19 protein-coding genes are annotated in these 23,070 nt (G+C 64.6%); 7 read left to right on the top strand and 12 right to left on the bottom strand.

All coding sequences use genetic code 11. From position 1 onward, the window contains the following. Positions 1-15: 15 nt before the first annotated feature. Positions 16-483: a hypothetical protein gene (locus ACP153_RS09625; protein WP_424970027.1), complete on the bottom strand. Its 468-nt coding sequence runs from the start codon at positions 481-483 to the stop codon at positions 16-18. Positions 484-1,025: 542 nt separating this feature from the next. Between ACP153_RS09625 and ACP153_RS09620 the strand changes: the two genes are divergently transcribed. The 5 genes from ACP153_RS09620 to ACP153_RS09600 all read left to right on the top strand — a co-directional run bounded on the left by ACP153_RS09620 (position 1,026) and on the right by ACP153_RS09600 (position 6,452). Further along, entirely contained in the window at positions 1,026-2,006 is a 981-nt protein-coding gene (locus tag ACP153_RS09620; protein WP_424970756.1) for a GAF domain-containing protein, read from the top strand. Between the two features lie 81 nt (positions 2,007-2,087). After that, positions 2,088-3,272, top strand: a complete 1,185-nt coding sequence (locus ACP153_RS09615) for an ABC transporter permease (RefSeq protein WP_424970755.1) — start codon at positions 2,088-2,090, stop codon at positions 3,270-3,272. Positions 3,273-3,274: 2 nt separating this feature from the next. Further along, the gene (locus ACP153_RS09610) at positions 3,275-4,081 is read left to right on the top strand and encodes an ABC transporter ATP-binding protein (protein WP_424970754.1); all 807 of its coding nucleotides are present in this window, start codon (positions 3,275-3,277) and stop codon (positions 4,079-4,081) included. Between the two features lie 2 nt (positions 4,082-4,083). Then, positions 4,084-5,823 carry an MlaD family protein gene (locus ACP153_RS09605; RefSeq protein WP_424970753.1) on the top strand — a complete coding sequence of 580 codons (1,740 nt, stop codon included), beginning with the start codon at positions 4,084-4,086 and terminating at the stop codon, positions 5,821-5,823. A gap of 2 nt (positions 5,824-5,825) precedes the next feature. After that, positions 5,826-6,452, top strand: coding sequence for an ABC-type transport auxiliary lipoprotein family protein (locus ACP153_RS09600; RefSeq protein ID WP_424970752.1), 627 nt, complete (start codon positions 5,826-5,828; stop codon positions 6,450-6,452). Here ACP153_RS09600 and ACP153_RS09595 read toward each other — a convergent pair. From ACP153_RS09595 to ACP153_RS09585, 3 genes are all read right to left on the bottom strand, one after another. Then, positions 6,449-7,615, bottom strand: coding sequence for an acetate/propionate family kinase (locus ACP153_RS09595; RefSeq protein WP_424970751.1), 1,167 nt, complete (start codon positions 7,613-7,615; stop codon positions 6,449-6,451). The two genes, ACP153_RS09600 and ACP153_RS09595, sit on opposite strands and share 4 nt — an antisense overlap. A gap of 3 nt (positions 7,616-7,618) precedes the next feature. Further along, the gene (gene xsc / locus ACP153_RS09590; protein ID WP_424970750.1) at positions 7,619-9,397 is read right to left on the bottom strand and encodes a sulfoacetaldehyde acetyltransferase; all 1,779 of its coding nucleotides are present in this window, start codon (positions 9,395-9,397) and stop codon (positions 7,619-7,621) included. A 98-nt stretch (positions 9,398-9,495) separates the two neighbouring features. Beyond that, a complete protein-coding gene (locus ACP153_RS09585) occupies positions 9,496-10,962 on the bottom strand; it encodes a PLP-dependent aminotransferase family protein (RefSeq protein WP_424970749.1) in 1,467 nt (488 codons plus the stop codon). A gap of 207 nt (positions 10,963-11,169) precedes the next feature. Between ACP153_RS09585 and ACP153_RS09580 the strand changes: the two genes are divergently transcribed. Further along, positions 11,170-12,555 carry an aspartate aminotransferase family protein gene (locus tag ACP153_RS09580; protein ID WP_424970748.1) on the top strand — a complete coding sequence of 462 codons (1,386 nt, stop codon included), beginning with the start codon at positions 11,170-11,172 and terminating at the stop codon, positions 12,553-12,555. A gap of 11 nt (positions 12,556-12,566) precedes the next feature. Then, positions 12,567-15,011: a GcvT family protein gene (locus ACP153_RS09575; protein WP_424970747.1), complete on the top strand. Its 2,445-nt coding sequence runs from the start codon at positions 12,567-12,569 to the stop codon at positions 15,009-15,011. Between the two features lie 204 nt (positions 15,012-15,215). Here the strand turns inward: ACP153_RS09575 and ACP153_RS09570 are convergent, their stop codons facing one another. The 8 genes from ACP153_RS09570 to ACP153_RS09535 form a co-directional block, all read right to left on the bottom strand. After that, positions 15,216-16,805, bottom strand: a complete 1,590-nt coding sequence (locus tag ACP153_RS09570) for an ABC transporter permease (protein ID WP_424970746.1) — start codon at positions 16,803-16,805, stop codon at positions 15,216-15,218. Beyond that, entirely contained in the window at positions 16,798-17,835 is a 1,038-nt protein-coding gene (locus ACP153_RS09565; protein WP_424970745.1) for a quaternary amine ABC transporter ATP-binding protein, read from the bottom strand. Before ACP153_RS09565 ends, ACP153_RS09570 begins: the two co-directional genes overlap by 8 nt. 85 nt (positions 17,836-17,920) lie before the next feature. Beyond that, positions 17,921-18,877, bottom strand: a complete 957-nt coding sequence (locus ACP153_RS09560; protein WP_424970744.1) for a glycine betaine ABC transporter substrate-binding protein — start codon at positions 18,875-18,877, stop codon at positions 17,921-17,923. Positions 18,878-18,977: 100 nt separating this feature from the next. Continuing rightward, complete coding sequence (locus ACP153_RS09555; RefSeq protein ID WP_424970743.1) at positions 18,978-19,397, bottom strand: universal stress protein; 420 nt, start codon at positions 19,395-19,397, stop codon at positions 18,978-18,980. Between the two features lie 39 nt (positions 19,398-19,436). Further along, positions 19,437-20,480, bottom strand: coding sequence for a YeiH family protein (locus ACP153_RS09550; protein ID WP_424970742.1), 1,044 nt, complete (start codon positions 20,478-20,480; stop codon positions 19,437-19,439). Then, entirely contained in the window at positions 20,477-21,490 is a 1,014-nt protein-coding gene (locus ACP153_RS09545; RefSeq protein ID WP_424970741.1) for an Ldh family oxidoreductase, read from the bottom strand. The genes ACP153_RS09550 and ACP153_RS09545 overlap by 4 nt, the downstream gene beginning before the upstream one ends. A 91-nt stretch (positions 21,491-21,581) precedes the next feature. After that, entirely contained in the window at positions 21,582-22,763 is a 1,182-nt protein-coding gene (locus tag ACP153_RS09540) for a UxaA family hydrolase (protein ID WP_424970740.1), read from the bottom strand. A 12-nt stretch (positions 22,764-22,775) separates the two neighbouring features. Further along, complete coding sequence (locus tag ACP153_RS09535; RefSeq protein ID WP_424970739.1) at positions 22,776-23,066, bottom strand: UxaA family hydrolase; 291 nt, start codon at positions 23,064-23,066, stop codon at positions 22,776-22,778. Between the last annotated feature and the right edge of the window lie 4 nt (positions 23,067-23,070).

Raw genomic sequence — 23,070 nt, 5'->3', positions numbered from 1 at the left:
GGGGGATGTTAAGGATTACTCGTTAGGAGAACCCTTGGCGCCTTTGATCGCGGCCAGCTCGGCGAAGCTGTACTCGGTCGCGTCGAGGCCCAGGCTTGCGGCCAGCTGTGCGGCTGCGCCGGAGACGCCCACGGACTGGGTCGAGACGACGCCACCGCGCTCGGTGATGTTGTAGCCGTTGTCCGTGTCGAAGCTGCCCTTGATGTTGGCCAGCTCGGCGAAGCTGTAGTCATTCGCGTCCACGCCCAGGGTCGCGGCCAGCTGTGCATGGGCCGGGGAGATGCCGACCGACTGGGTCGAGACCACGTCGCCGCGGGGGGCGATGTTGTAGCCGTTATCGGTGTCGTAGCTGCCCTTGATGGCGGCCAGTTCGGAGAAGCTGTAGACGCCGGGCTCGACGCCGAGCTGACGCTCGAGCTGGGAGGATGCGAAGGCCGGAGCGGTCAGGGCGATCACGAGGGCGGAGGTCAGAGCGAGTTTCATTTCAGTAGTCCTTTCAGTGTGTTGCGCGGCCTGTTTGTGCGTTGCGAGCCGCGGTGTTGTGTGTGTCGGCGGTGTGTGTCGCTGCCGATGAGATGGATTTGGGTCGGGGGGGCTCGGAATGAAATGGCGATGATGCGAGAGGTTGTTGCGCGCTGACGCACATCACGCTCCCGCGATCAGGCCTTCTGCGCGGGGTGTTCGAGGGTTTCCGGAAAGCTGCGTGGTTTCAGAGTCTTACCCGGACACACTCCCTCACATCCCGGTGATGTTTCCAACAGAGAGGGCTGAGGGGGGCAAAAGTCACAGCCAATGTGACAGAAAAAAATCGAAAGAAATCTGCGCCCAGGGCTTGGAAGCCGCCAAATCGCGGTTTTGCATCCCGTTCTGCGGCAAAAATCCTCTTGGTTCTGTGCAAAACCACGACCAAGGCCCCATGGGGTGTAGCTCGAACCGGGTGTATCAAGAGATCGAAGGCGTCTTCAAAGGGGGCGGGCACCCGATCTGGGGCCCGGGACGCCGCAAAGCGGGTCATGGAGGGGGTAATGGGCTGCAATTTCGACGCGCATGCGCTGCATGTCATGGAAACGGTGGAAAACGGCGCCTCGGCGCGGTCGCGACTGGCGGCCTCTTGGGCGCGGTCCATGCAGACCCATCATCTGGATCCCTCCCGGCGCCAGCGTCCCGAGCGTCTCGCCGCCCGGCATCTCGCCGACCTGCGGGCCCAGCAGGAGGAACTGCTCCGAGCGGCAGGCAACTCCCTCGATCAGTTGACACAGGCGGTGCAGCACGCGGGCTGTGTTGTGCTGCTGGCCGATCACAAGGGGCGCATCCTCGATCACCGCTACCACATGGCCGACGCGGAGGTGTTTGATGCGGTCGGTCTCGTTTCCGGTGGGGATTGGAGCGAGGCGGCCGAAGGCACCAATGGCATTGGCACTTGCCTGAGCGAAGAGCGGCCCCTGACCATTCACCGCGACGAGCACTTCTCGGCCCGCAACATTGCCATGACCTGCCTCAGCGCGCCGATCCACGGGGCGCAGGGGGATCTCCTGGCCGTGGTCGATGTCTCTTCCGCGCGAGAGGCGCAGAGCCCCGTGGCGAACGAGATGATCGGGGCCTTGGTCCAGCACACGGCACAGCAGATCGAGCTGGTGTTGTTTCAGACGGCCTTTCCGAACGCGCGGATGGTGCTCGCGGATCCGCAATCCCTGCGCTCTGGTTTCCTGGCGGTGGATGCGGATGACATCGTTCTTGGCGCCACCCATGGCGCGCGGCGAAACTTCGGGTTGCAGCTTCGCGGGGCGCTGGCGCCGCGGCCGCTTCACGACACGCTGGGGCAGGACCGGGAGCGGTCAGGTTTTGAAAAGGCCGAATACGCGGCCCTGAAAACCGCCCTGATCCGGGCCGGGGGCAATGCCTCGGCAGCGGCCCGCGCGCTTGGGGTGAGCCGGGCCACGCTGTACCGCCGGATGAAGCGGGTGGGGCTCTCGCCCACGGATCTCGACCTGCAGCGACCTGCGTGACCGCGCGTCCCCGGCGCCACGGGGTCGTGACAAGCCTGAGGATGTCCGGTACCGCTCAGGGAACGCAACCCGTGAACTCGAGTGAACCAGCCCTTGGCCACGCCCGCTTCCGCGCCCCCTGAGACCCCGGCGACCGCAACGGCCCCGCGCCCGGCGCGTCTCTCGATGACGCCGCAGGAAGGCGGGACCCATGTGGTGCTCTCCGGGGATGTGACGGTCTATGCGGTCTCGGAACTTACTCGTCAGACGGAGAGCATCCCGGCGGGCAAGCTCACGATCGATCTTGCAGGGGTCGCCCGGATCGACACGGCGGGGGCCTGGATGCTGGCGCGGTTGCACCAGCGGATGCAGGAGGCCGGGCATCAGATGCGCCTTGCTGGCGCGCGGGACGATGTGATGGCGCTTCTGACCAGTGTGACCAAGGCGATGCCCGCGCCGGAGACGTCGGAGGGGGCCAAGCAGCTGAGCCTTCTGGACCGTGTCGCCCTCGTGGGCAAGCGGGTGGCCGAGGCCTTTGGCTACCTTGCCGGGCTGCTGGGCTATTTCGGCATGTTCCTCTCGCGGCTGCTGCGCGCCTTGCGCCATCCGCGCGAGTTCGGGCTGACCCCGCTCGTCCATCATTGCGAAGAGGTGGGCGTCAAAGCCGTCCCCATCGTCGCCCTCATGGCCTTTCTGATCGGCGTCGTGCTCGCCTTTCAGGGCGCGAGCCAGCTGCAGCAATTCGGGGCCGAGGTTTTCGTCGTCGACCTGATCGCGATCTCGATCCTGCGTGAGCTTGGCATCCTGCTGACGGCGATCATCGTGGCGGGGCGGACGGCTTCCTCTTTCACGGCGGCTATCGGCTCCATGAAGATGCGCGAAGAGATCGACGCCATGCGCACTCTCGGGCTCGACCCGGTGATGCTGCTCTTTGTGCCGCGGATCCTCGCGCTGCTGATTACCCTGCCGATCCTGGGGATCATCGCCAACCTCTCGGGCCTGCTTGGCGGCGCGCTGATGAGCTGGGTCGAGCTTGGTATTTCGCCGCAGATGTTTGTGGTCCGCCTGATGGAGGGGACCGATATCAGTCACCTGACCGTGGGCGTAATCAAGGCGCCGTTCTTTGCGGTGATCATCGGGCTTGTGGGGTGCCATGCGGGGATGCAGGTCAAGGGCAATGCGGAATCCCTCGGGCGCATGACCTCCAGCGCGGTGGTCGCGGCGATCTTCGCCGTCATCGTGACCGACGCGGCCTTCTCGATCTTCTTTGCGCAGCTGGGGATCTGAGCATGGCGCCGGGATCGGACACGGATATCGTCATTCGCCTGCGGGGCATCCGGAACCAGTTCGGCAGCCATGTGGTCCATGACAATCTCGATCTCGACATCAGGCGGGGGGAGATCCTCGGGGTGGTCGGCGGCTCGGGCACCGGCAAATCGGTGCTGCTGCGCACCATCGCCGGGTTGCAGCGGCCCGCAGCCGGGCGGGTCGAGGTGCTGGGCGTCGATGTGCTGACGGCCGATGAGGAGACGCGGTCCACGCTGGAGACCCGCTGGGGCGTGATGTTCCAGGATGGTGCCTTGTTCTCGTCCCTGACCGTACGGGAGAATGTTGAGGTGCCCCTGCGCGCCGTGCCTGGACTGGCGCCTCAGGATCGGCGGGCGCTGGCGAACCTCAAGATCTCGATGGTGGGGCTGCCGCCGATTGCCGGGGACAAATACCCATCCGAGCTCTCGGGCGGGATGCGCAAGCGGGCCGGACTGGCCCGGGCGCTGGCGCTCGATCCTGAGATCGTCTTTCTCGACGAGCCCACCGCCGGGCTCGACCCGATCGGGGCGGCGGATTTCGACACGCTTGTCCGGGGCCTCAGCGATGTGCTGGGCCTGACAGTGTTTCTGGTGACCCATGATCTCGACACGCTGCACGCGGCGTGCGACCGGATTGCAGTGCTGGCGGAGCGCAAGGTGTTGATCACCGGGACCATGCAAGAGATGATGGATGTGGACCACCCTTGGGTGCACGAGTATTTTCACGGCCCTCGGGCGCGCGCGGCACAGGACACGCTGGACGCGCGCCAGGACCAAATTGAGGGCTGAGATTGGAAACGCGCGGCAATTACATCCTGATCGGGGCGTTCACCCTTGCGGGTATCCTCGGCATCATGGCGTTCTTCCTGTTCTTCGCGCGGGTCGAACTGGACAAGCAATTCGCCTATTACGACATCAACTTCCCGAGCGTTTCGGGGCTGAGCAACGCCTCCGATGTGCGCTTCAGCGGATTGCCCGTCGGGCAGGTGGTGGATGTGCGGCTCTCGCCCGATCAGGATGGCACGATCCGGGTGCGGATCGAGGTGAATGCGGACACGCCCGTGCGGGTGGATAGTGTCGCGACCATCGAAGCGCAGGGGGTCACGGGGGTCTCCTTCGTCGGGATCGATGCGGGCACGCCCGATGCGCCCCTGCTGACCGTGGCTTCCGGGGAGCCGATCCCCGAGATCACCGCCGGACGTTCAATCCTGCAGACCCTGTCGGAGGAGGCGCCGCAGATCCTCACCGGGTCTTTGGAGATTGTGCAGGAAATCCGCTCGCTCTTCTCCGACGATAACCGGGAGTTGGTGCGCAATATCCTCGAGAATGCGGAAACCGCGTCGGAGGATTTCCTCGACTCCCTGCAGAACCTGACCGGCATGGCCGACACGGTGACCCAGTTCGCCGATGAGATCAGCCGCTTCAACACGACGCTCACGACCCTGTCTGGCGAGCTGACGGATGTGCTGTCCTCGGCGAATACGACGCTCTTGTCGATTGGCTCGCTGGCGGAGGAAACGAAGGGGCTCGTCTCCCAAGGCTCCGACACGTTGGTCACTTTGCAATCGAGCCTCGGGACCGCCGAGACCTATGTGGCCGAGGATCTGGTCACGGCGACTGAGGCGGCGCGCCTTCTGATGGATGAGCTGCGCGCGGATGCCGAAGCCCTGAGCGCCGAGGCGCAAACGCTGATGGCCACGGCGGGCGGCACCGGGGCCGAGGCCACTGCGCGGCTTGAGGAGCTTGCGCAAACCATCGTGGCCGTCGAACGTCTGGTCGCAACGCTTGAGACCACCGGCACGGATGTGAGCACTGCCGTGCGCCGGATTGACGGGCTGATCGAAGAGGAGGGCGCGCCGCTCGTCGCCGAGACCCGCACCATGGTCGCCACGGCCAATCAGGCGCTCGCGGCGCTGAACGCGGCGGCCACTGTGGATTTGCCCGCGATCGTCGCGGATGTGCGCAGTGCCACCGCCACCGCCACCCGCGTGATCGCGGAAGTGGGTGCTGACCTTTCCTCCGCTGCGGCGGGCACGGATACTCTGGTGGCGCTGGCGGAGACCACGCTGGCGGATGTCTCGCTGACCTTCCGCAATGCCAATGAGACCCTGACTGAGTTCAACGAGGCGCTGGAGATTGGCGATCAGGCCATGCTCGCTGCCGAGGCCGCCTTCACCTCCGCCGACCGGGTTCTGGACACAGAACTCTCGGGCATCTTCGCCTCGGTGGAGGCGACGCTAGATGCGCTGACCGGTGCGGTGGATCAGGTCTCGGATGAGCTGCCCGAGATCTCCGGCGATTTGCGCGTGGCCAGTGCCGCAGCGGCGGAGGCCTTTGCCGCGCTCCAGTCATTAACGGAGACCTCTGCTCCGGATGTGGCCGAGTTCACGGAAACCGCCTTACCGCTTTATACCCGGCTGGCGCAGGACGCGCGGGTGCTGATCCGCAATCTCGACCAGCTGACCCTCCAGCTCGAACGCAACCCGACCCGGTTCTTCTTCGACCAGAACGCCCCGGAATTCAGGAGATGACCATGGCCCGACCGCAGATGTTCCGCACCGCCGCGCTCGGCCTCGGGCTGGCCCTCGCCCTGTCGGGCTGCTCGGCGATCAGTGCGATCAGCGACGCCTCCAAGACGCTGGAGGTTTATGAGCTGCGCGCGCCCGAGATCGCGCCCGCAGGCCGATCCCTCGGGCTCGAGTTGGTGATCGAGGAGCCGACGACCAGCGGCGCGCTGCAGACCGACCGGATCATGATCCGTCCCGATCCGCTCCAGGCGCAGTACCTGCCGGGCATTCGGTGGAGCGAGACGACCCCGGTGATGCTGCAGACCCTGATGCTGCGCAGCCTCGAGCAGACCCAGGCGCTGCGCTATGTGGGCCGCACGCCGCTTGGGATCGGGGGCGATGTGGCCCTGCTGACGGAGCTGGTGGATTTTCAGGCCGAGGTCGCGCCCGATGGCGAGACCGGCGCGGTCGAGCTGCGCCTGATTTCCCGCGTGGTGCGCGAACGCGATGTCCGTATTCTCGGCACGCGGAGCTTTTCGACGCGGGCGCTGCTGCCATCCCTGGACGAACCCGCGATCATCGCGGGCTTTGACCAGGCCGCGACGCAGCTCCTGGCGGAGCATGCGGCCTGGGTCCTCTCGGTGCTGCGCTAGGCGGTCTCGGTTTCGAGCACGCGCAGGGCGTCGGCGGCGAGCATCCGCTCCTCCTCGGCCTTGATGATCCAGACCCCACAAGCCGCGCCCTCCGGGTGGAGGCGGGTCTGTCCGGCGGCATTGGCCTCCGGCGCGATCTCAGCCCCGGCCCAGCCGAGCCCATCCACGATCCGCGCGCGGATCTCGGTCGCGTTCTCGCCGATCCCGCCGGTGAAGGCGATCGCATCCAGACCGCCCATGGCCGCCATGAGCGAGCCCGCATGGCGCTGCGCCCAGTAGCAGAAATGCTCTACCGCGAATTGGCTGTCCTCAGCCTCATCCGCGAGCAGGGCGCGCATATCCGTCAACCCGCCCGAGAGGCCCTTCAGCCCGCTTTCATTGTTCAGAACCTTGCGCGCAGGCTCGATCCCGACCCGGTCGGCGAGGGTCAGCACGGCGTTGCCGTCAATCGCACCGCAGCGCGTGCCCATGGTCAGCCCGTCGAGGGGCGAATAGCCCATGGTCGTGGCGACCGAGCGTCCGTCGCGGATCGCACAGATCGAGGCGCCGTTGCCCAGATGCAGCGCCAGCAGGCGCTGGGGAAGGGGGGTGCCGGTGACCTCCTCCCATCCCGAAACCATGGCCGCGTAACTTTGACCGTGGAAGCCGTAGCGGCGCAGGCCCTCGGTCTCGGCAATCGCGGGCAGGGCGTAGCGCTGGGCGACCTCAGGGGCGGTGGCGTGAAAGGCCGTGTCAAAGCTCGCGCATTGGGGCAGTTCGGGCACCAGCGCCGAGAGCGTATCGATCGCTGCGAGGTTATGGGGATTGTGCAGGGGCGCCAGCGGGATGCAGCGGGCAATCTCCGCCCGGGTTTCCGGCGTCACGCGCAGGGGCCGGGTCAGGGTCGTGCCACCATGGACCACCCGGTGCGCCACGGCCCGCAAGTCTTCGGGTGAGATCCCGCGCGCCTTCAGCGCGTCGAGAATGGCCGAGAGCGCCGCCCCATGGTCGGGCAGCGCCATCGCGTGTTTCGTATCGCCGATCTTCAGAACCGCGTCGCCGCCAATGGCTTCAACCGCGCCTGAGAGCCTCTCCGACAGGGTCCCGTCGAAGAGGGCGATCTTGATCGAGGACGACCCGGCATTGACCACAAGGATCAGATCGTCCGGGTGCGTCCCAGTCATGGCTCAGGCGTCCTGCGGAACCATATCGTCGGCCGAGATCCCGGCCACGCTGACCGGCTTCTTCATCGCGTCGCGACGGAAGGGCTCGCCCAGCTCCTGGTTCAGCATCGCTTCGATGAGGGTCGTGGTGCCGCTCTCCATCTGCTCCTTGATGGCGGTGTTCAGCGCCTCGGTGAGCTCATCCATGGTGCGGGCCACGACACCCTTGAGGCCGCAGGCCTTGGCGATGCCGGCGTAGCTGACTTCCTCGTCGAGCTCGGTGCCCACGAAGTTGTCGTCGAACCACAGGGTGGAGTTCCGCTTTTCCGCGCCCCACTGGTAGTTGCGGAAGACGATCTGGGTGATGCCCGGCCACTCGCCGCGCCCGATGGCCGTCAGCTCGTTCACCGCGATGCCGAAAGCGCCGTCACCTGCGAAGCCAACCACGGGGACATCCGGGCAGGCGATCTTGGCGCCGACAATCGCCGGCAGGCCGTAGCCGCAGGGCCCAAAGAGGCCGGGGGCAAGGTATTTGCGGCCCTGTTCGAAGCTCGGATAGGCGTTGCCGATGGCGCAGTTATTGCCGATGTCCGAGCTGATGATCGCTTCGCGGGGCAGGGCGGCTTGGATCGCACGCCATGCCATGCGGGGGCTCATCCAGTCGGGCTTGGCGCTGCGCGCCCGCTCGTTCCAGGAGGTGCCGGGATCGTCATCCTCGTGGTCCATGGAGCTCAGCTGCTGGGCCCAGCGGGACTTCAGCTCGGCAATCCGGTTCTTGCGCTCGGCGCGACCGGCATCGCCAGCGCCGTCACTGAGCTGCGACAGGATCCCGTTGGCGGCCTTGGCGGCGTCGCCGACGATGCTGACGCTGACTTTCTTGGTCAGGCCGATCCGGTCGGGGTTGATGTCGACCTGAATGATCTTGGCGTCTGCAGGCCAGTATTCCATGCCGTAGCCGGGAAGGGTCGAGAACGGGTTCAGACGGGTGCCGAGGGCAAGGACCACATCGGCTTCCTTGATCAGTTCCATGCCCGCTTTCGAGCCGTTATAGCCAAGCGGCCCGGCAAAGAGCGGGTGGGAGCCCGGGAAGGCGTCATTGTGCTGGTAGCCGACGCAGACCGGCGCATCGAGACGCTCGGCCAGGGCCTGGCTTGCCGCGATGCCGCCCTCGGAGAGGACCACGCCCGCGCCGTTGAGGATCACCGGGTTCTTGGCTTCGGAGAGCAGGGCCGCAGCGCGCGCCACGGAGGTCTCGCCGCCCGGGGAGCGCTCGAATTCGATCGGATCGGGGATCTCGATATCGACGATCTGGGTCCAGTAGTCGCGCGGGATGTTCAGCTGCGCCGGGCCGGAAAGCGTTTTGGCTTTCGAAATCACGCGGGTCAGCACCTCGGCGACACGGGTCGGGTCGCGCACTTCTTCCTGATAGGCGACCATGTCGCGGAAGAGAGCCATCTGCTCCACTTCCTGGAAACCGCCCTGACCGATGGTCTTGTTGGCCGCCTGAGGCGTGACCAAGAGGAGCGGCGTGTGGTTCCAATAGGCGGTTTTCACGGCGGTGACGAAGTTGGTGATGCCCGGACCGTTCTGGGCGATCATCATCGACATCTTGCCGCTGGCGCGGGTGAAGCCGTCGGCCATCATCCCGGCGGAGCCTTCATGGGCGCAGTCCCAGAAGGTGATGCCCGCTTGCGGGAACAGGTCCGAGATCGGCATCATGGCCGAGCCGATGATCCCGAAGGCATGGGAGATCCCATGGCGTTGGAGCACTTTCACGAATGCTTCTTCGGTCGTCATCTGCATGGTTATCTCCCTCATGATGGCTGTCGCACCTGCGACAGGATTGGCCGCAATTTGGTCGGGAACGGACCAAGCTCATAGGGCCAGATGATCAGGCCATATCAGTCCAGTTGCGCAATCCCGTCGGCAATCATGCGAATGCCTTGCGGGATCCGGTCCGCGGGAATCGAAGAATAGGCCAGCCTGTAGAAGTTCTTGTGCCGCCGTGCCGGGTCAAAAAACGCGGCCCCCGGTTCGATGACCACGCCCCGGCTGTGGAGCTGTTGAGCCAGCACTTCGGTGTCCACGTGATCGGGCGCGCGCATCCACAGGCTGGAGCCCCCATCCATCGGCGGCGAGGCGATGATCAGCCCGGTTTCGGTGATCGCCTCTTCCATCACCCGGCGGCGCTGCTCATAGGTTTTGCGCATCCGGTTGACCTGCGCCTCGATATGGCCGCGCGACAGAAAGTTCGCCGTGGTCCGCTGAATGAGGCCCGGCGGGTGGCGCAGGATCGTGCCCCGGAGCCGCCTTGCGCCAGAGACAAACGCCTCGGGCGCCACGAGATAGCCGAGCCGGAGGCCCGGAAAGAGCGATTTCGAGAAGGATCCCACGTAAATCACCGAGCCATGGGTGTCCAAGGCCTTGAGCGAGGGGGTCACGGGCCGCCCGAAGCCCAGCTCGAACTCATAGTCATCCTCGACAATGACAAAGCCGCCTTCCGCCGCCTTCTTCAACAGTTCCTTGCGGCGGGCGAGCGGCATGGCGGCGTTGGTGGGGCATTGATGGCTGACCGTCGTAAAGAGCACGTCGAGTGCCTCGGGCAGGTTCTCGGGCGGCAACCCCTCGGCATCGATATCCACGCTTTCCATATGGCAGCGCGTGTCACCGAGGATCTGGCGCAGGCTTGGATAGCCCGGGTTCTCGAGCACTGCGCGGCGCCGCTGGGTCAGCAAAAGCTGCGCGCAGATCCACAGGGCGTTCTGCGCGCCCATGGTGATCAGGATCTGGTTCGGGCGTGCCGCAATCCCGCGCCGGGGCAGAATATGGCGCTGGATATACTCGACCAGTTTTGGATCGTCCCTTTCGTAGTGATCCGCGGTCAGGCTGTCGAATTCGCGCCGCCCCAACGCCTCCACTGCGCAGATCCGCCAGTTCTGATGGTCGAACAGAGTCGGGTCGGTCTGGCCATAGAGGAAGGGGTAGGGGTAGGTCTGCCAATCCACCGGACGCGCGATCCGGTCCCGCGCGGTCTCGCGATGGGACATAAGGCGGGACCAGTCCACCACGCTCTCATAGCTCTTGCGGCTCTGGGCGAGGCTCGGCGCCATGGGCGCGGTTTCCGAGACGAAATAGCCGGAACGCCCGCGCGAGACGAGATAGTCATCGGCCACCAGATCCGTATAGGCGATGGTCACGGTGATCCGGCTCACCCCGATCTGCTTGGCGAGGCCACGGCTCGATGGCATCCGGTCTCCGGGCTGGAAGCGTCCGGACAGAATCCCATCCACGACCAGCCGGCGAATCCGGTGTTGATGGGTGCCTTCCCCATCCGGGTCGAAGGCAAAGGTTTCGGGCAGCAGATCCATTCTGGACTTATCATGGCGCAAATCTGGCCTCAGGGCCAGCGTTGGTGCCAAAGCCTTTATCTTCGCCCTTTTCCACACCAGACCCCGACAACGATCCCCTTCTGGCCTTATAGGCCGGCGCAACCTGGCCCTATCGCTCCGCAGTCTGTCTCGGCAGGCTCTCGTCAGTGCGCATTTTGCGCGTCCTCTCACCGACAGGATTTTCCGATGACCACGCATGTTGCGCCGAACGACCTGAGCCACGTGATCGAAGCGGATCGCGCCCATCAGTGGCACCACTTGATGAACCACAAGCCCTTCGAATCCGTGGATCCGCGGATCATCGTCGAGGGCAAGGGCCTGCGCGTCTGGGACGCCAAGGGCAAGGAGCATCTGGATGCGGTCTCCGGCGGTCTATGGACCGTGAATGTTGGCTATGGCCGCGAGCGGATCGCCAATGCGGTGCGCGACCAGCTGATGCAGATGTGCTTCTTCTCGAACTCGCTGGGCACCATCCCCGGCGCGACCTTCTCGGAAATGCTGATCGACAAGATGCCGGGCATGAGCCGCGTCTACTATGCAAGCTCCGGTTCCGAGGCCAATGAGAAGGCGTTCAAAATGGTCCGCCAGATCGCCCACAAGGTGCATGGCGGCCGGAAGACCAAGATCCTCTACCGCGAGCGGGACTATCACGGCTCGACTCTGGCGACCATGTCGGCGGGCGGCCAGTGGGAGCGCAAGGCGCAATACGGCCCCTTCGCCCCGGATTTCGTGGAAGTGCCCCATTGCCTCGAGTACCGCGCCCAGTGGGATTGCGAAAATTACGGCGAGCGGGCTGCCGATGCCATCGAAGAAGTCATCCTCCGCGAGGGCCCGGACACGGTCGGCGCCCTCTGCCTTGAGCCGGTCACGGCGGGCGGCGGCGTCATCACCCCGCCCGAAGGCTACTGGCAGCGCGTGCAGGAAATCTGCCGCAAGTATGACGTGCTGCTGCATATCGACGAAGTGGTTTGCGGCCTTGGGCGCACAGGCACCTGGTTCGGCTATCAGCAATACGGGATCGAGCCCGATTTCGTGACCATGGCCAAGGGCGTCGCCTCGGGCTATGCGGCGATCTCCTGCATGGTGACCACCGAGAAGGTGTTCGAGATGTTCAAATCCGAACCCGGCGCGCCGCTCGATTACTTCCGCGATATCTCGACCTTCGGGGGCTGCACGGCCGGTCCGGCGGCGGCGATCGAGAACATGAAGATCATCGAGGAAGAGAACCTGCTCGAGAACACCAACGCGATGCATGAGCGTCTGATGGGCAATCTCGCCACCCTGATGGAAAAGCACCGGGTGATCGGCGACATTCGCGGCAAGGGCCTCTTCTGTGGCGCCGAACTGGTCGCGGACCGGATCACCAAGGAGCCCGCTGCCGAGGCCAAGGTGCAGGCGGTCGTGGGCGACTGCATGGCCCAGGGCGTGATCATCGGGGCGACCAACCGCTCGCTGCCCGGGTTCAACAACACGCTCTGCTTCAGCCCCGCTCTGATCGCGAGCGCAGATGATATCGACGAAATCACCGATGCGGTCGATGGCGCGCTGACCCGCGTCTTTGGCCAGCACTAAAGAGGCGAAAGATGAGTGAGCTTCCGACAACAGCCCGTGTTGTGATCATTGGAGGGGGCGCCGTTGGCGTCTCCTCTTTGTACCATCTGGCGATGGCGGGCTGGACCGATTGCGTCCTGCTCGAAAAGAACGAGTTGACCGCCGGCTCGACCTGGCACGCGGCGGGGAACTGCCCGAACTTCTCGTCCTCCTGGGCGGTGATGAACATGCAGCGCTACTCGCTGGAGATGTATCGCGGGCTGGCCGACAAGGTCGACTACCCGATGAACTATCATGTGACCGGCGCCCTGCGTCTGGCGCACACAAAGACCCGCATGCAGGAGTTCGAGCGCGTCGCCTCCATGGCCCGGTATCAGGGTCTTGAGATGCAGATGCTCACCCCCAAGGAGATGCAGGACTACTACCCGTTCATGGAGACCCATGATCTGGCCGGTGGTCTCTGGGATGAGCTTGATGGCGATATCGACCCCGCGCAGCTGACCCAGGCCATGGCCAAGGGCGCGCGCGAGCTCGGCGGTCAGATCCACCGTTTCACCCCCGCAACCGGCGTCAGCCGCGAGGGCAATGAGTGGATTGTCCACACCGAAAAGGGCGATATCCGCTGCGAGTTCGTCGTGAACTGCGGTGGCTACTACGCGCGTCGCATCGGCGAGTGGTTCCGTCCGTTTGGCGGTCGCGACGTGCCGGTGACCGTGATGTCCCACCAGTATTTCCTGACCGAGCCCGTGGCCGAGATCGAAACCTGGAGCAAGGAGAACGGCCGCAAGCTGCCGATGATCCGCGACGTGGACAGCTCGTATTACCTGCGGCAGGACAAGTATGGCCTGAACCTCGGGCCCTATGAGCGCAACTGCAAGGCCCATTGGATCACCGAAGATGACCCGATGCCCGAGGACTTCAGCTTCCAGCTCTATCCGGACGATCTCGACCGTCTCGAGTGGTATATCGAGGACGCGATGGAGCGGGTGCCCCTTCTCGGCGCCTCCGGCGTGGGCCGGGTCATCAACGGCCCCATCCCCTATGCGCCCGATGGCCTGCCCCTGATCGGACCCATGCCCGGCGTGCCCAACGCGTTCGAAGCCCATGCCTTTACCTTCGGGATCGTGCAGGCCGGTGGTGCCGGCAAGGTGCTGGCCGAGTGGATCACCGAGGGCGAGACCGAGTGGGATATGTGGGCCGTCGATCCGCGCCGCTACACCGGCTGCGCCGATGAGAGCTTCAGCCGCGCCAAGGCGCTGGAGACCTATGGCCACGAATACGCCATGCATTTCCCGCATCATGAATGGCCCGCCGGACGCAACAAGATCCTGTCCCCGCTGCATTCCCGTCTCGAAGGGGCGGGCGCGCAGTTCGGCGCCTATAACGGCTGGGAACGGGCCAATTGGTTCGCCAAGGACGGCGACGACACCTCCGAGGCCGCAACCGAAACCTGGGAGCGTGACGGCCCCTGGCAGCAGCGCGTCGAAGAGGAATGCGCGGCCGTGCGGGACAATTGCGGCGTGCTGGCCATCTCCGGCTTCAGCCGCATGCGGGTCACCGGCCCCGGCGCGCGGGACTATGTGGACAGCCTGACGGCCTCCAAGCTGCCGAGCCCGGGCCGCGTCGGACTGGCCTATTTCGCCGATAGCCGTGGTCGGATCGTGACCGAGATGTCCGTGACGGTGGTGTCCGAGACCGAGGTGAACCTGATCACCGCGGCCTTTGCTCAATGGCATGATGCCGAGCTGCTCTGGCGCCAGGCGCCCGAGGGGATCAAAGTCGAAGACGTCACGGCAGAGTCCGAGTGCCTGCTCGTCACCGGTCCCAAGGCGCGCGAGATCCTCGCGCCGCTCACCGAAGGCCATGACCTGAGCGGCAAATGGCTGACCTGCAGCTTCGAAGGCACGGTCGCAGGCAAACCCTGCCGCCTTTTCCGTGTGAGCTTTGCCGGTGAGCTGGGCTGGGAGATCCACTGCCCGATCGAGCACGCCCCGGCGATCTGGGACGCGGTCACGGCGGCGGGCGCACAACCCTTCGGGATGTATGCGCTCAACGCCATGCGGATCGAGAAGGGCTACCGCTCCTGGAAAGGGGATCTCTCCACGGATTACTCCCTGCTTGAGGCTGGCCTGAACCGGTTCGTCGACCTCACCAAGGAGGACTTCCCGGGACGCGCGGCCCTGCTTGCCGAGCAGCAGCGCGGTGTCGCCAAGCAGGCGGTCGGGCTCCGGCTCGAGGATTGCCCCCAGGACGCGCCCTATATGTCGCTCGTCTGGGACGGGGACCGTCTGGTGGGCGAGACCACCAGCAGTGCCTATGGCCACCGTGTGGGCGGTCTGCTGGCGATTGCCATGATCGAAACCGGCGCGGCCAAGACCGGAACCACGCTGGAGGTTGAGATCTTTGGCAAGCGTGTCGCCGCCGTGGTCTCGGACATGCCCTTCTGGGATCCCAAGAACGAGCGCCTGCGCGCCTAAGAGATCCGTCAGGGAGGATCAGGGAGGACGGGGATGCAAGCGGCGTAGAGGAGCGCGCCCTTGCGTCCCCAACCCCGGACAGGCCTCTGGGTCAAAAAAGAAACACCGCTGTGCCGAAGGGCGCAGCGGTGTTTTTCTGTCCGGGCTGCGCGCCCGGGTTGGGCGCGCGGGGCAGGGCGGCCCGCAGGCCGCCCCGCGCCACTATCAGGCTTCCTGATCCTTGCGGCGGAAGGCACCTTGCACGATCCGGTCCATGACCATGGCCACGAAGAGGATGGCAAAGCCCCCCAGCAGGCCCGGACCCTTGGCGGCGAATTGCAGCGCTTCGAGGATCTCCTTGCCGAGACCACCGCCGCCGATCAGCGAGATGATCACAACCATGGACAGACACATCAGGATGGTCTGGTTCACCCCGGTCATGATCGAGGGCAGCGCGAGCGGCACCTCCACATCCTTCAGGAGCTGCCATTTCGAGGCCCCAAAGGCCACGGCGGCTTCCTTGATGCTTTCGGGCACGCCGCGCATCCCCAGGGCGGTCAGGCGGATCACCGGTGGCATTCCGAAGATGATCGTGGCCAGAATGCCCGGCGGGTTGCCCGTGCCGAAGAAGGCGATGATCGGGATCAGGTACACAAAGGCCGGCAGGGTCTGCATCAGGTCGAGCACCGGTTCCGCGATCCGGTAGGCCCGGCGTGACTTGCCGAACCAGATGCCGAGCGGAATGCCGATCACCACGCAGAGGATCACAGCCGCGCCCACCAGCGCCACCGTCTCCATCGCCAAGGCCCAATAGCCGAGCAGGGCGATATAGGCGAGACAGGCCGCCGTGAAGATCGCCACGCGCGGACCGGCAGAGCGCCAAGCCACCACGCAGATCACCACCATGACCACCGGCCAGGGCGTGTCGATCAGCGCCACGGTCAGCGCATCCAGAACCGCGCGCACGGTGGCCACGATACCGTCGAACACATCCGCGCCCCCAAGGGCCGCCGCGTCGATCTTGGCCTCCATCCAGCTCGCCAGAGCCGAGAAGAGCCGTCCGTTTCCTTCGCCGAGGAAAACGGCCGAGGCCTGTTCCTCGGGGAATTCATCGAGGAAGGGCAGGGCCCGGGATGCGGTGAACTTGAAGATGATCAGCGGTGCGATCGCGAGGGTGAGAATGCCACCAAGGGCCGAGTTGCGGTTGCTTTGACCGCTTTCCGTGCTCTCGGGGTCGATCCGCCAGCGCGAATACTGCTTTTCATAGACTTGGTTGGCATAGAAGCCCTGGATCAGCTTGACCACGACCAGCAGGACCAGACCGGTGATCAGGATGCCCGTGGTCTCGGCCTGGGCGGCCTCGGCCTGTGCCAGCGTGTTCTGTGCTGCCCGACCGATATTGTCGGCCAGCCGTTCGAACCGGTCGATATCGGCCTGTTCGGTAGAGGCCGCGGCACGGTCGAGGAATTCCTGCGCCCGGGCCTGCTGTCCGGCGGCCCGCTCAAAGAGTTCCGCCCCCGGGTTCCCCCAGGCGCCGCGCCCGATCTGGACCCAGGCGATGATCTCGAGGATCAGGAAGGCCCAGAACATCCCCCAGATCGCCCGCGAGGCCGACCAGAGCGGACCCAGCAGGGCCGCCCACTTGTTGAACGTGTTGGGCAGCGGGCTCGTGCTGTCGTGGATCTTGTGGAAGGCCTGGCAGTAATAGTCGCCATTGGGGCCTGCGAATTCCTTGATGGAGGCGTCCAGCGCATCGGTATCGACCTGGATATCCGAGGCGGCTGTTACCTTCAGTTCTGTTGCAGGATCACTCATCTTTGCCCCCCTGAATGCCGCGCAGCAGGCGCGGTTTCGTCACCAGCCCCACATCGGTGCCGCCATCGGTGATGACGACCGGTTGTTCTGTCGTGACCGCCAGATCGATCAGCTGGTCGAGATCGGCCCCGTGATCGGCCCGCGGCGCCCCGTCGAGGGAGCCGGAATAGCTCTCGAGCGGCTGCATGATCGAGCTCGCTTTCACCAGCTTGAGTTTCGAGATGCCTTGCACGAATTCGCGGACATAGTCGTCGGCGGGGTTCATGACGATCTCTTCTGGGGTGCCGATCTGCACGATCACACCGTCCTTCATGATGGCGATGCGATGGCCGATCCGGATCGCCTCATCCAGGTCATGGGTGATGAAGAGCGTGGTCTTCTTCAGTTGGGCCACCAGCGCCTTGAACTGGTCCTGCAGCTGAAGGCGGATCAGCGGATCGAGCGCCGAGAACGGCTCGTCCATGAGCAGGATCTCGGGGTCGGAGGCCAGGGCGCGGGCAATGCCCACCCGCTGCTGCATCCCGCCCGACAGCTCCTTGGGCAGCCGGTCCTCATACCCGGTCAGGTTCACCAGACCCAGCGCATGGTCCGAGACGGCCCAGCGTTTGGATTTGGGCACTTTCCGGATTTCCAGCGGATAGGCGACGTTCTCGCGCACAGAGCGGTGCGGCATCAATGCCATGTGCTGGAACACCATCCCGATCTGTTGGGCGCGGATCCGGCGCAATTCGCTTTCTGAAATCGAGGAGACGTCCTGTCCCATGATCTCGATCGTGCCCGAGGTCGGTTCGATCAGCCGGTTGATATGGCGCACGAGCGTGGACTTGCCCGAGCCCGACAGGCCCATGATGCAAAAGATCTCGCCGCGTGAAACTTCGAATGTGGCGTTCTGAACACCGACCACGCAGCTAAAGCGGTCCAGAACCTGTGGTTTTGTGAGCCCCTCGCTCAGCACCGCCTTCATGGCGTCGCTTGCCTGAGCGCCGAATATCTTCCACACGCCGTCCAGTTTAACGACAGTGTCTTCCATGATGTCCCCCGATATGCCCTAAGGCCGTCTTGCAAAACAAAAAGGCCGCCGCGATTGTGTCGCGACGGCCAGGTGATCGGAGGGCTTAGTTGCTCAACCAGTTGAGGACTGTGTCCTCGTTGGCGTCGACCCAGGCTCGGGCGAACTCCGCCGCATCCTGGTTATCGACCGCCAGGGCCTTGCCCATGGCGCTCAGATCGTCGCCGGTTAGCTGGTAGTTGCGGAAGATCGCTGCCACTTCCGGATAGGCTTCCTCGAGCTCCTTGGCGTAATGCAGGTGCAGGGTGGCACCGTTCCACGCGGTGGAGGCCATGGACTTCTCGAGCCAGTCCGGATCATCGGTCGGCTGCACGATGTTCCAGGTCGCCGGATCATGGGCCGGCTCTTCGAGCACGTGCAGATCCTGGGTCACGAAGATGTAGTGCGGGCTGTAGCAGAAGCCGATCCAGGGCTCTTTGGCCTTGGTCGCGTTGGCGAGGTTCGCGTAGGCGATGGTCTCTTCATACTCGGTCAGCTCAAAGAGCTGGTCATAGCCATAGGACTTGGCGCGGATCTTCTCGACCACGGTGGAGGCCCAGCCCGGTGCACCGATCCACACCTCGGGGGTGCCGTCGCCATCAGTGTCAAAGACCGCCATCTTGTCCGGATCGCTCAGATCGTCGATGGACTTGATGCCGTTCTCTTCAGCCATATAGGCCGGAACGCACATGCCCTGCTCGGCCTGAACCGGCTGCTGGTTCATGACAACGGTTGCGTTTTCCTTGACGTATTTGTCGTGCAGGTTCTGTTGGTTCGGCATCCAGACTTCGGGATGCGCATGCATGGAGCCCTTGTCCATCGCCTCGAAGACGATCGGGTTCGTGCCGTTTTGCAGTTCCACGTCGAGGCCGAGGTTTTCCTCGATCACGATCTCAAGAACATGCGCAGTTGCATTGACCGACGCCCAGTTCGGCACACCGATCACAATATCCGCCGCATGGGCGGATCCCGCAGCAACGGCTGCGGCGCAGGTGGCTGACAGAAGCGCTTTGGTTCTGGTCATTCCCATTTTGGTTCTTACTCCCTGTTATGGGGCGCTATTGAGTGCGCCCCTTGATCATCTCGATACTCGAGAATTCCTGTCGGTTGTCAGCCTGTTTCGGTCATGCGGGGTCTGGTCTGACCACCATCACCGAACATGCTGCACGGCGCACCGTTCGTGCGGCGGTGCTGCCTAAAAAATAATCACGAATACCGGGGCGATGGCTACCCACAATAATCAGTGAACAGCCATGATCTTCGGCGAATTGCGGGATTTCTACGCCGGGTTTCCCCGTGCCAACATGGATTGCCACGTCGTCGGCCTCTCCGATAAGCGCTTTGAGTTTGCCTTCCACCTCGGCAGTCAGGTGGTTAGGCGGCTTGTGTGTGACGAATTCTGACACATAGCCGGGGACGCTTTCAAGCACCGTTAGCACCAAGATTTCGCCGCCGGGCGAGAGCATGCCCCGGGCTTGCGCCAGTTTTTGTGGGATCAGGTCTTCATGGTCGAGTTCGACCGGGACGAGGATCTTGCTGTACATGGGGTCTCCTTTGCTGGCGCGGAACGGGACCCGCCGGGATCAGGGTCCCAGCCAGGTCAGGGTGAGCAGGATCAGACCTGCGAGAAAGAGGGTTTCAGCCAGCAGAAGCCAGACGGCGGGCAGGCCGACATTGACGATATCTGCGGGCCGGGTCTTCAGCCCCACGGCGCCGATGGCCGAAAGCAGCATCCAGCGCGAGGCTTCCCCCGAGATCTCGATCACCGGTGCCGGGATCAGCGAGAAGGAGGAGAGGGTGCAGAGCACCACGAAGACAATGAGAAAGCTTGGCAGGATGCTGCTGGCCTTGCCCGGCTCGTCCGGGGACTGGCCCATCCGGCGCAGCACGATGGCCGCGGTCAGGACGACGGGGGCCAGAAGGGCGACGCGCAGGAGCTTGACCATTGTCGCGTTTTCGCCCGCCGTGTCGGAGATCGAGAAGCCTGCGCCCACCACCTGGGCCACGTCATGGATCGTCGCACCAAGGAAGATGCCCGCGGTCTTGTCATCCATGCCCATCATCTGCACGAGGATCGGGTAGAGGATCATCGCCAGCGTCGAGAGGACCGTGACCCCCACGACCGTAAAGACCAGCCGGTCCTCGGAGCGTTCATCCTTGGGCAGCACTGCCGCGATGGCCAGCGCAGCCGAGGCCCCGCAGATCGCCACGGAGCCCGCCGACAGGAAGGCAAAGCGATAGCGGAAGCCGAAAAAGCGCGAGACCAGCATGCCGAAGGCGATGGTGGCCACGACGCTGCCGAGCACCGCCGCCACGATGGGCAGGCCGAGATCGCCCAGCATGGAAAAGCTGATCTGCAGACCCAACAGGGCGACACCCGCGCGCAAGATGGTGCGGGCGGCGAAATTGATGCCCGGCACGGCCCGTCCGGTCTCGGACAGGAAGTTCAGCGCGATCCCGAAGAGCAGCGCCATGAGCATGGCCGGGGCACCGTAATGCTCCGCCACGAAGCGGCTGGCCAGGGCGATCAGAACGGCCAGCATGATGCCCGGCCCGTGAAGATTGGCAAAGGCCATGGCGCGCGCGCCCCAGCCATTGGCGCCGGGTTGTCCGCCTTCGAGGGTCATGCTGCACCTCCGGCGAGGCGACGGGCGCCTTCCACATAGTGCAGCGGGACGGCGATGCCCTCGGCCTCCGCAGCGGCAATCGCCGCCAGACGCCGGGTGCCGGGCAGGCGCGCGCCGTCCATCTCTTCGATATGGCCGAGCAGGGTTTCCAGGCGGGCGGTAAAGGCCTCAGCCCCTTCCGGCGGACGATAGAGGGTGATGAACTGCCCGACGCCGGGGCGCGGACCATCGGCGGTGAAAAAGGAGCCCGCATTGGCGCTGAGCGTTGCGCCGGTCATGACGGCGGAGAGGATCTCGACCATGAGCGCAAGTGCCGTGCCCTTGGCATCGCCGATAGGCACCATGGTGCCCGCAAGGGCGGCCTCGGGATCGGTGGTCGGATTGCCCTCCACATCGAGGGCCCAGCCCTCGGGGATCGGCTTGCCGGCCTTCTTGGCATTCATGACCTTGCCCCGGGCCACGACCGACAAAGACAGGTCGATCACCAGCGGATCCGCCCCGGCGCGGGGGGTGGCAAAGGCGATGGGGTTCGTGCCGTAAAGCGGCGTCTTGGCGCCCCAGGGGGCAATCGCAGCGGGGGCATTGACGACCATCATCGCCACGAGCCCGGCGCGCGCGGCCCGGTCCACCTGCACCGAGAGCGCGCCACAATGGTGCGAGTTCGTGATCGCGAGGGCTGCGGTGCCGAATTCCTGTGCGACCTCAATCCCTTCGCTCAGGGCGCGGGCCATGGCCGGGTAGGCAAACCCGAAGCCCGCATCCACCAGGAGTGTCGTCGGGGCAGGGCGGGTCACGGTGATTTCCGCCTCGGCCTGGATCTTGCCGGTGCGGGCCTGGGCCACATAGTCTTCGAGCCGGGAAAACCCGTGGCCAACCTGGCCCTCGGCCTCAGCGGCGACGAGGGCGTTTGCAGTGCTGCGCGCGGCGATTTCCGGGACACCATTGGCCGCAAAGGCCCGGAACATAAGGTCGCGCGCGGCCTCGAGCGAGAGTGTCTCTGTAGCTGACATCGGAGTCCTTGTCAGGAAGTAGGGACGCCTGTCTGGCAGGCGTCGAGAAAACCAACGGGCGCGCGAAATGAGTCGCGCGCCCGCCTGATCTTTAAGCGCTCCGATACAGCTTTGTCATGGAGAATTCCCGGTGTCCGAGAGCCTCCGCGGCGGTATTGCGACCGTTGGCCGTGCGGCAGATCATTTCGATCAGCGCGTCGCCCGCCTCGTCGATGGTCATCTCCCGGCGCAGGATGCCCGAGACGTCCACATCCACATGCTCGTTCATGGTCCGAACGGTGCGCGGATTGGCGGTGATCTTGATCACCGGGACGATCGGGTTGCCGACCACATTGCCCTGTCCGGTGGGGAAGGTGTGGATCACCGCACCGCCCGCCGCCATCAGCGTGACGCATTCCGCCGCCGCCGAGGAGCTGTCCATGAAGTAGAGGCCATTGCCGGATTTCGGCGCTTCTGCGGGCTCCAGAATGTCGATGAACTGCGAGGTCCGGCCGATCTTCTCGAGATTGCCGAGGGCCTTCTCTTCGATGGTGGTCAGACCGCCTTCGATATTGCCCTTGGTGGGCTGGCTGTCGGAAAGGTCATCGGTCTGATGCGCGAAGATCACGTCATCCTGATACGCCTTCCACATCTTGTACCAGCGCTCGCCGACCTCTTCGTTGATCGCACGCTTCTGGCAGATATGCTCGGCGCCGGTGATCTCGGAGGTCTCGCCGAAAAAGCCGGTGATCCCTTCGGGCAGGAGCTTGTCATACATGTTGCCGACCGTGGGGCAGGAGCCGAGACCGGTGGTCGTGTCGCTCTCGCCGCATTTTGTGGAGACCCAGAGCTCGTTGATCGAGCATTCCTCGCGCTGCATCTCGGTGGCCTTGTGGACGAAATCCTTCGCCGCCCAGGAGGCCGCGCGGATCGTCTCGAAGTCACCCTTCTGCTCGATGGAGAACTCGGCCACTTCCTTGCCGGTTTCGCGGATGCCATCGGCGATGCGCTTGGTCCAGCCGGGCTCGATCCCGATCACCACGACCGAGTGGACGTTCGGGTTGGCGCCGGTGCCGATGATGGTGCGGAAATGCGTCTCGAGGTCTTCGCCGAATTGCAGGCGTCCATAGGCGTGCGGGATCGCCATGGTGCCCTTGACGTTGTTCGCCACAGCCTCGCAGGCCGCGTTCGAGATATCGTCGACCGGCAGGATGATCACGTGGTTGCGCACGCCGACCCGGCCGTTTTCACGCCGGTAACCCTTGATCGTCAGATTGGAGTATTTCGATGCCATTCCAGTGGCTCCTTACCAGCGTTTCGTTTTGCAGTTGTGGGTGTGCAGATGCTCGCCCTGGCCGACATCGGCGATGATCTTGCCGATGTCCTCGCCGTATTTCATGGCCGTGTCGCCGGCCTTGAGGTCGGTGAGCGCGACCTTGTGGCCGATCGGCACATCGTGCTTCGCGGTCAGGCGGAAGGTCGAGTTGTCATGGGTGATGCAGCACAGCATATCCGTGCCTGCGGTCAGCCCCTCGACCACCACGACGCCGACATTGTCGGCTTGCTCGTGGACCAGAAGGTGCGGGATTTCAGACATCTAA

The sequence above is a fragment of the Dinoroseobacter sp. S76 genome (genome assembly GCF_049801095.1).
Lineage (GTDB): Bacteria > Pseudomonadota > Alphaproteobacteria > Rhodobacterales > Rhodobacteraceae > Dinoroseobacter.
The sequence above is the reverse complement of the archived record's forward strand: the minus strand, read 5'-3'. Positions and strand labels throughout refer to the sequence as shown.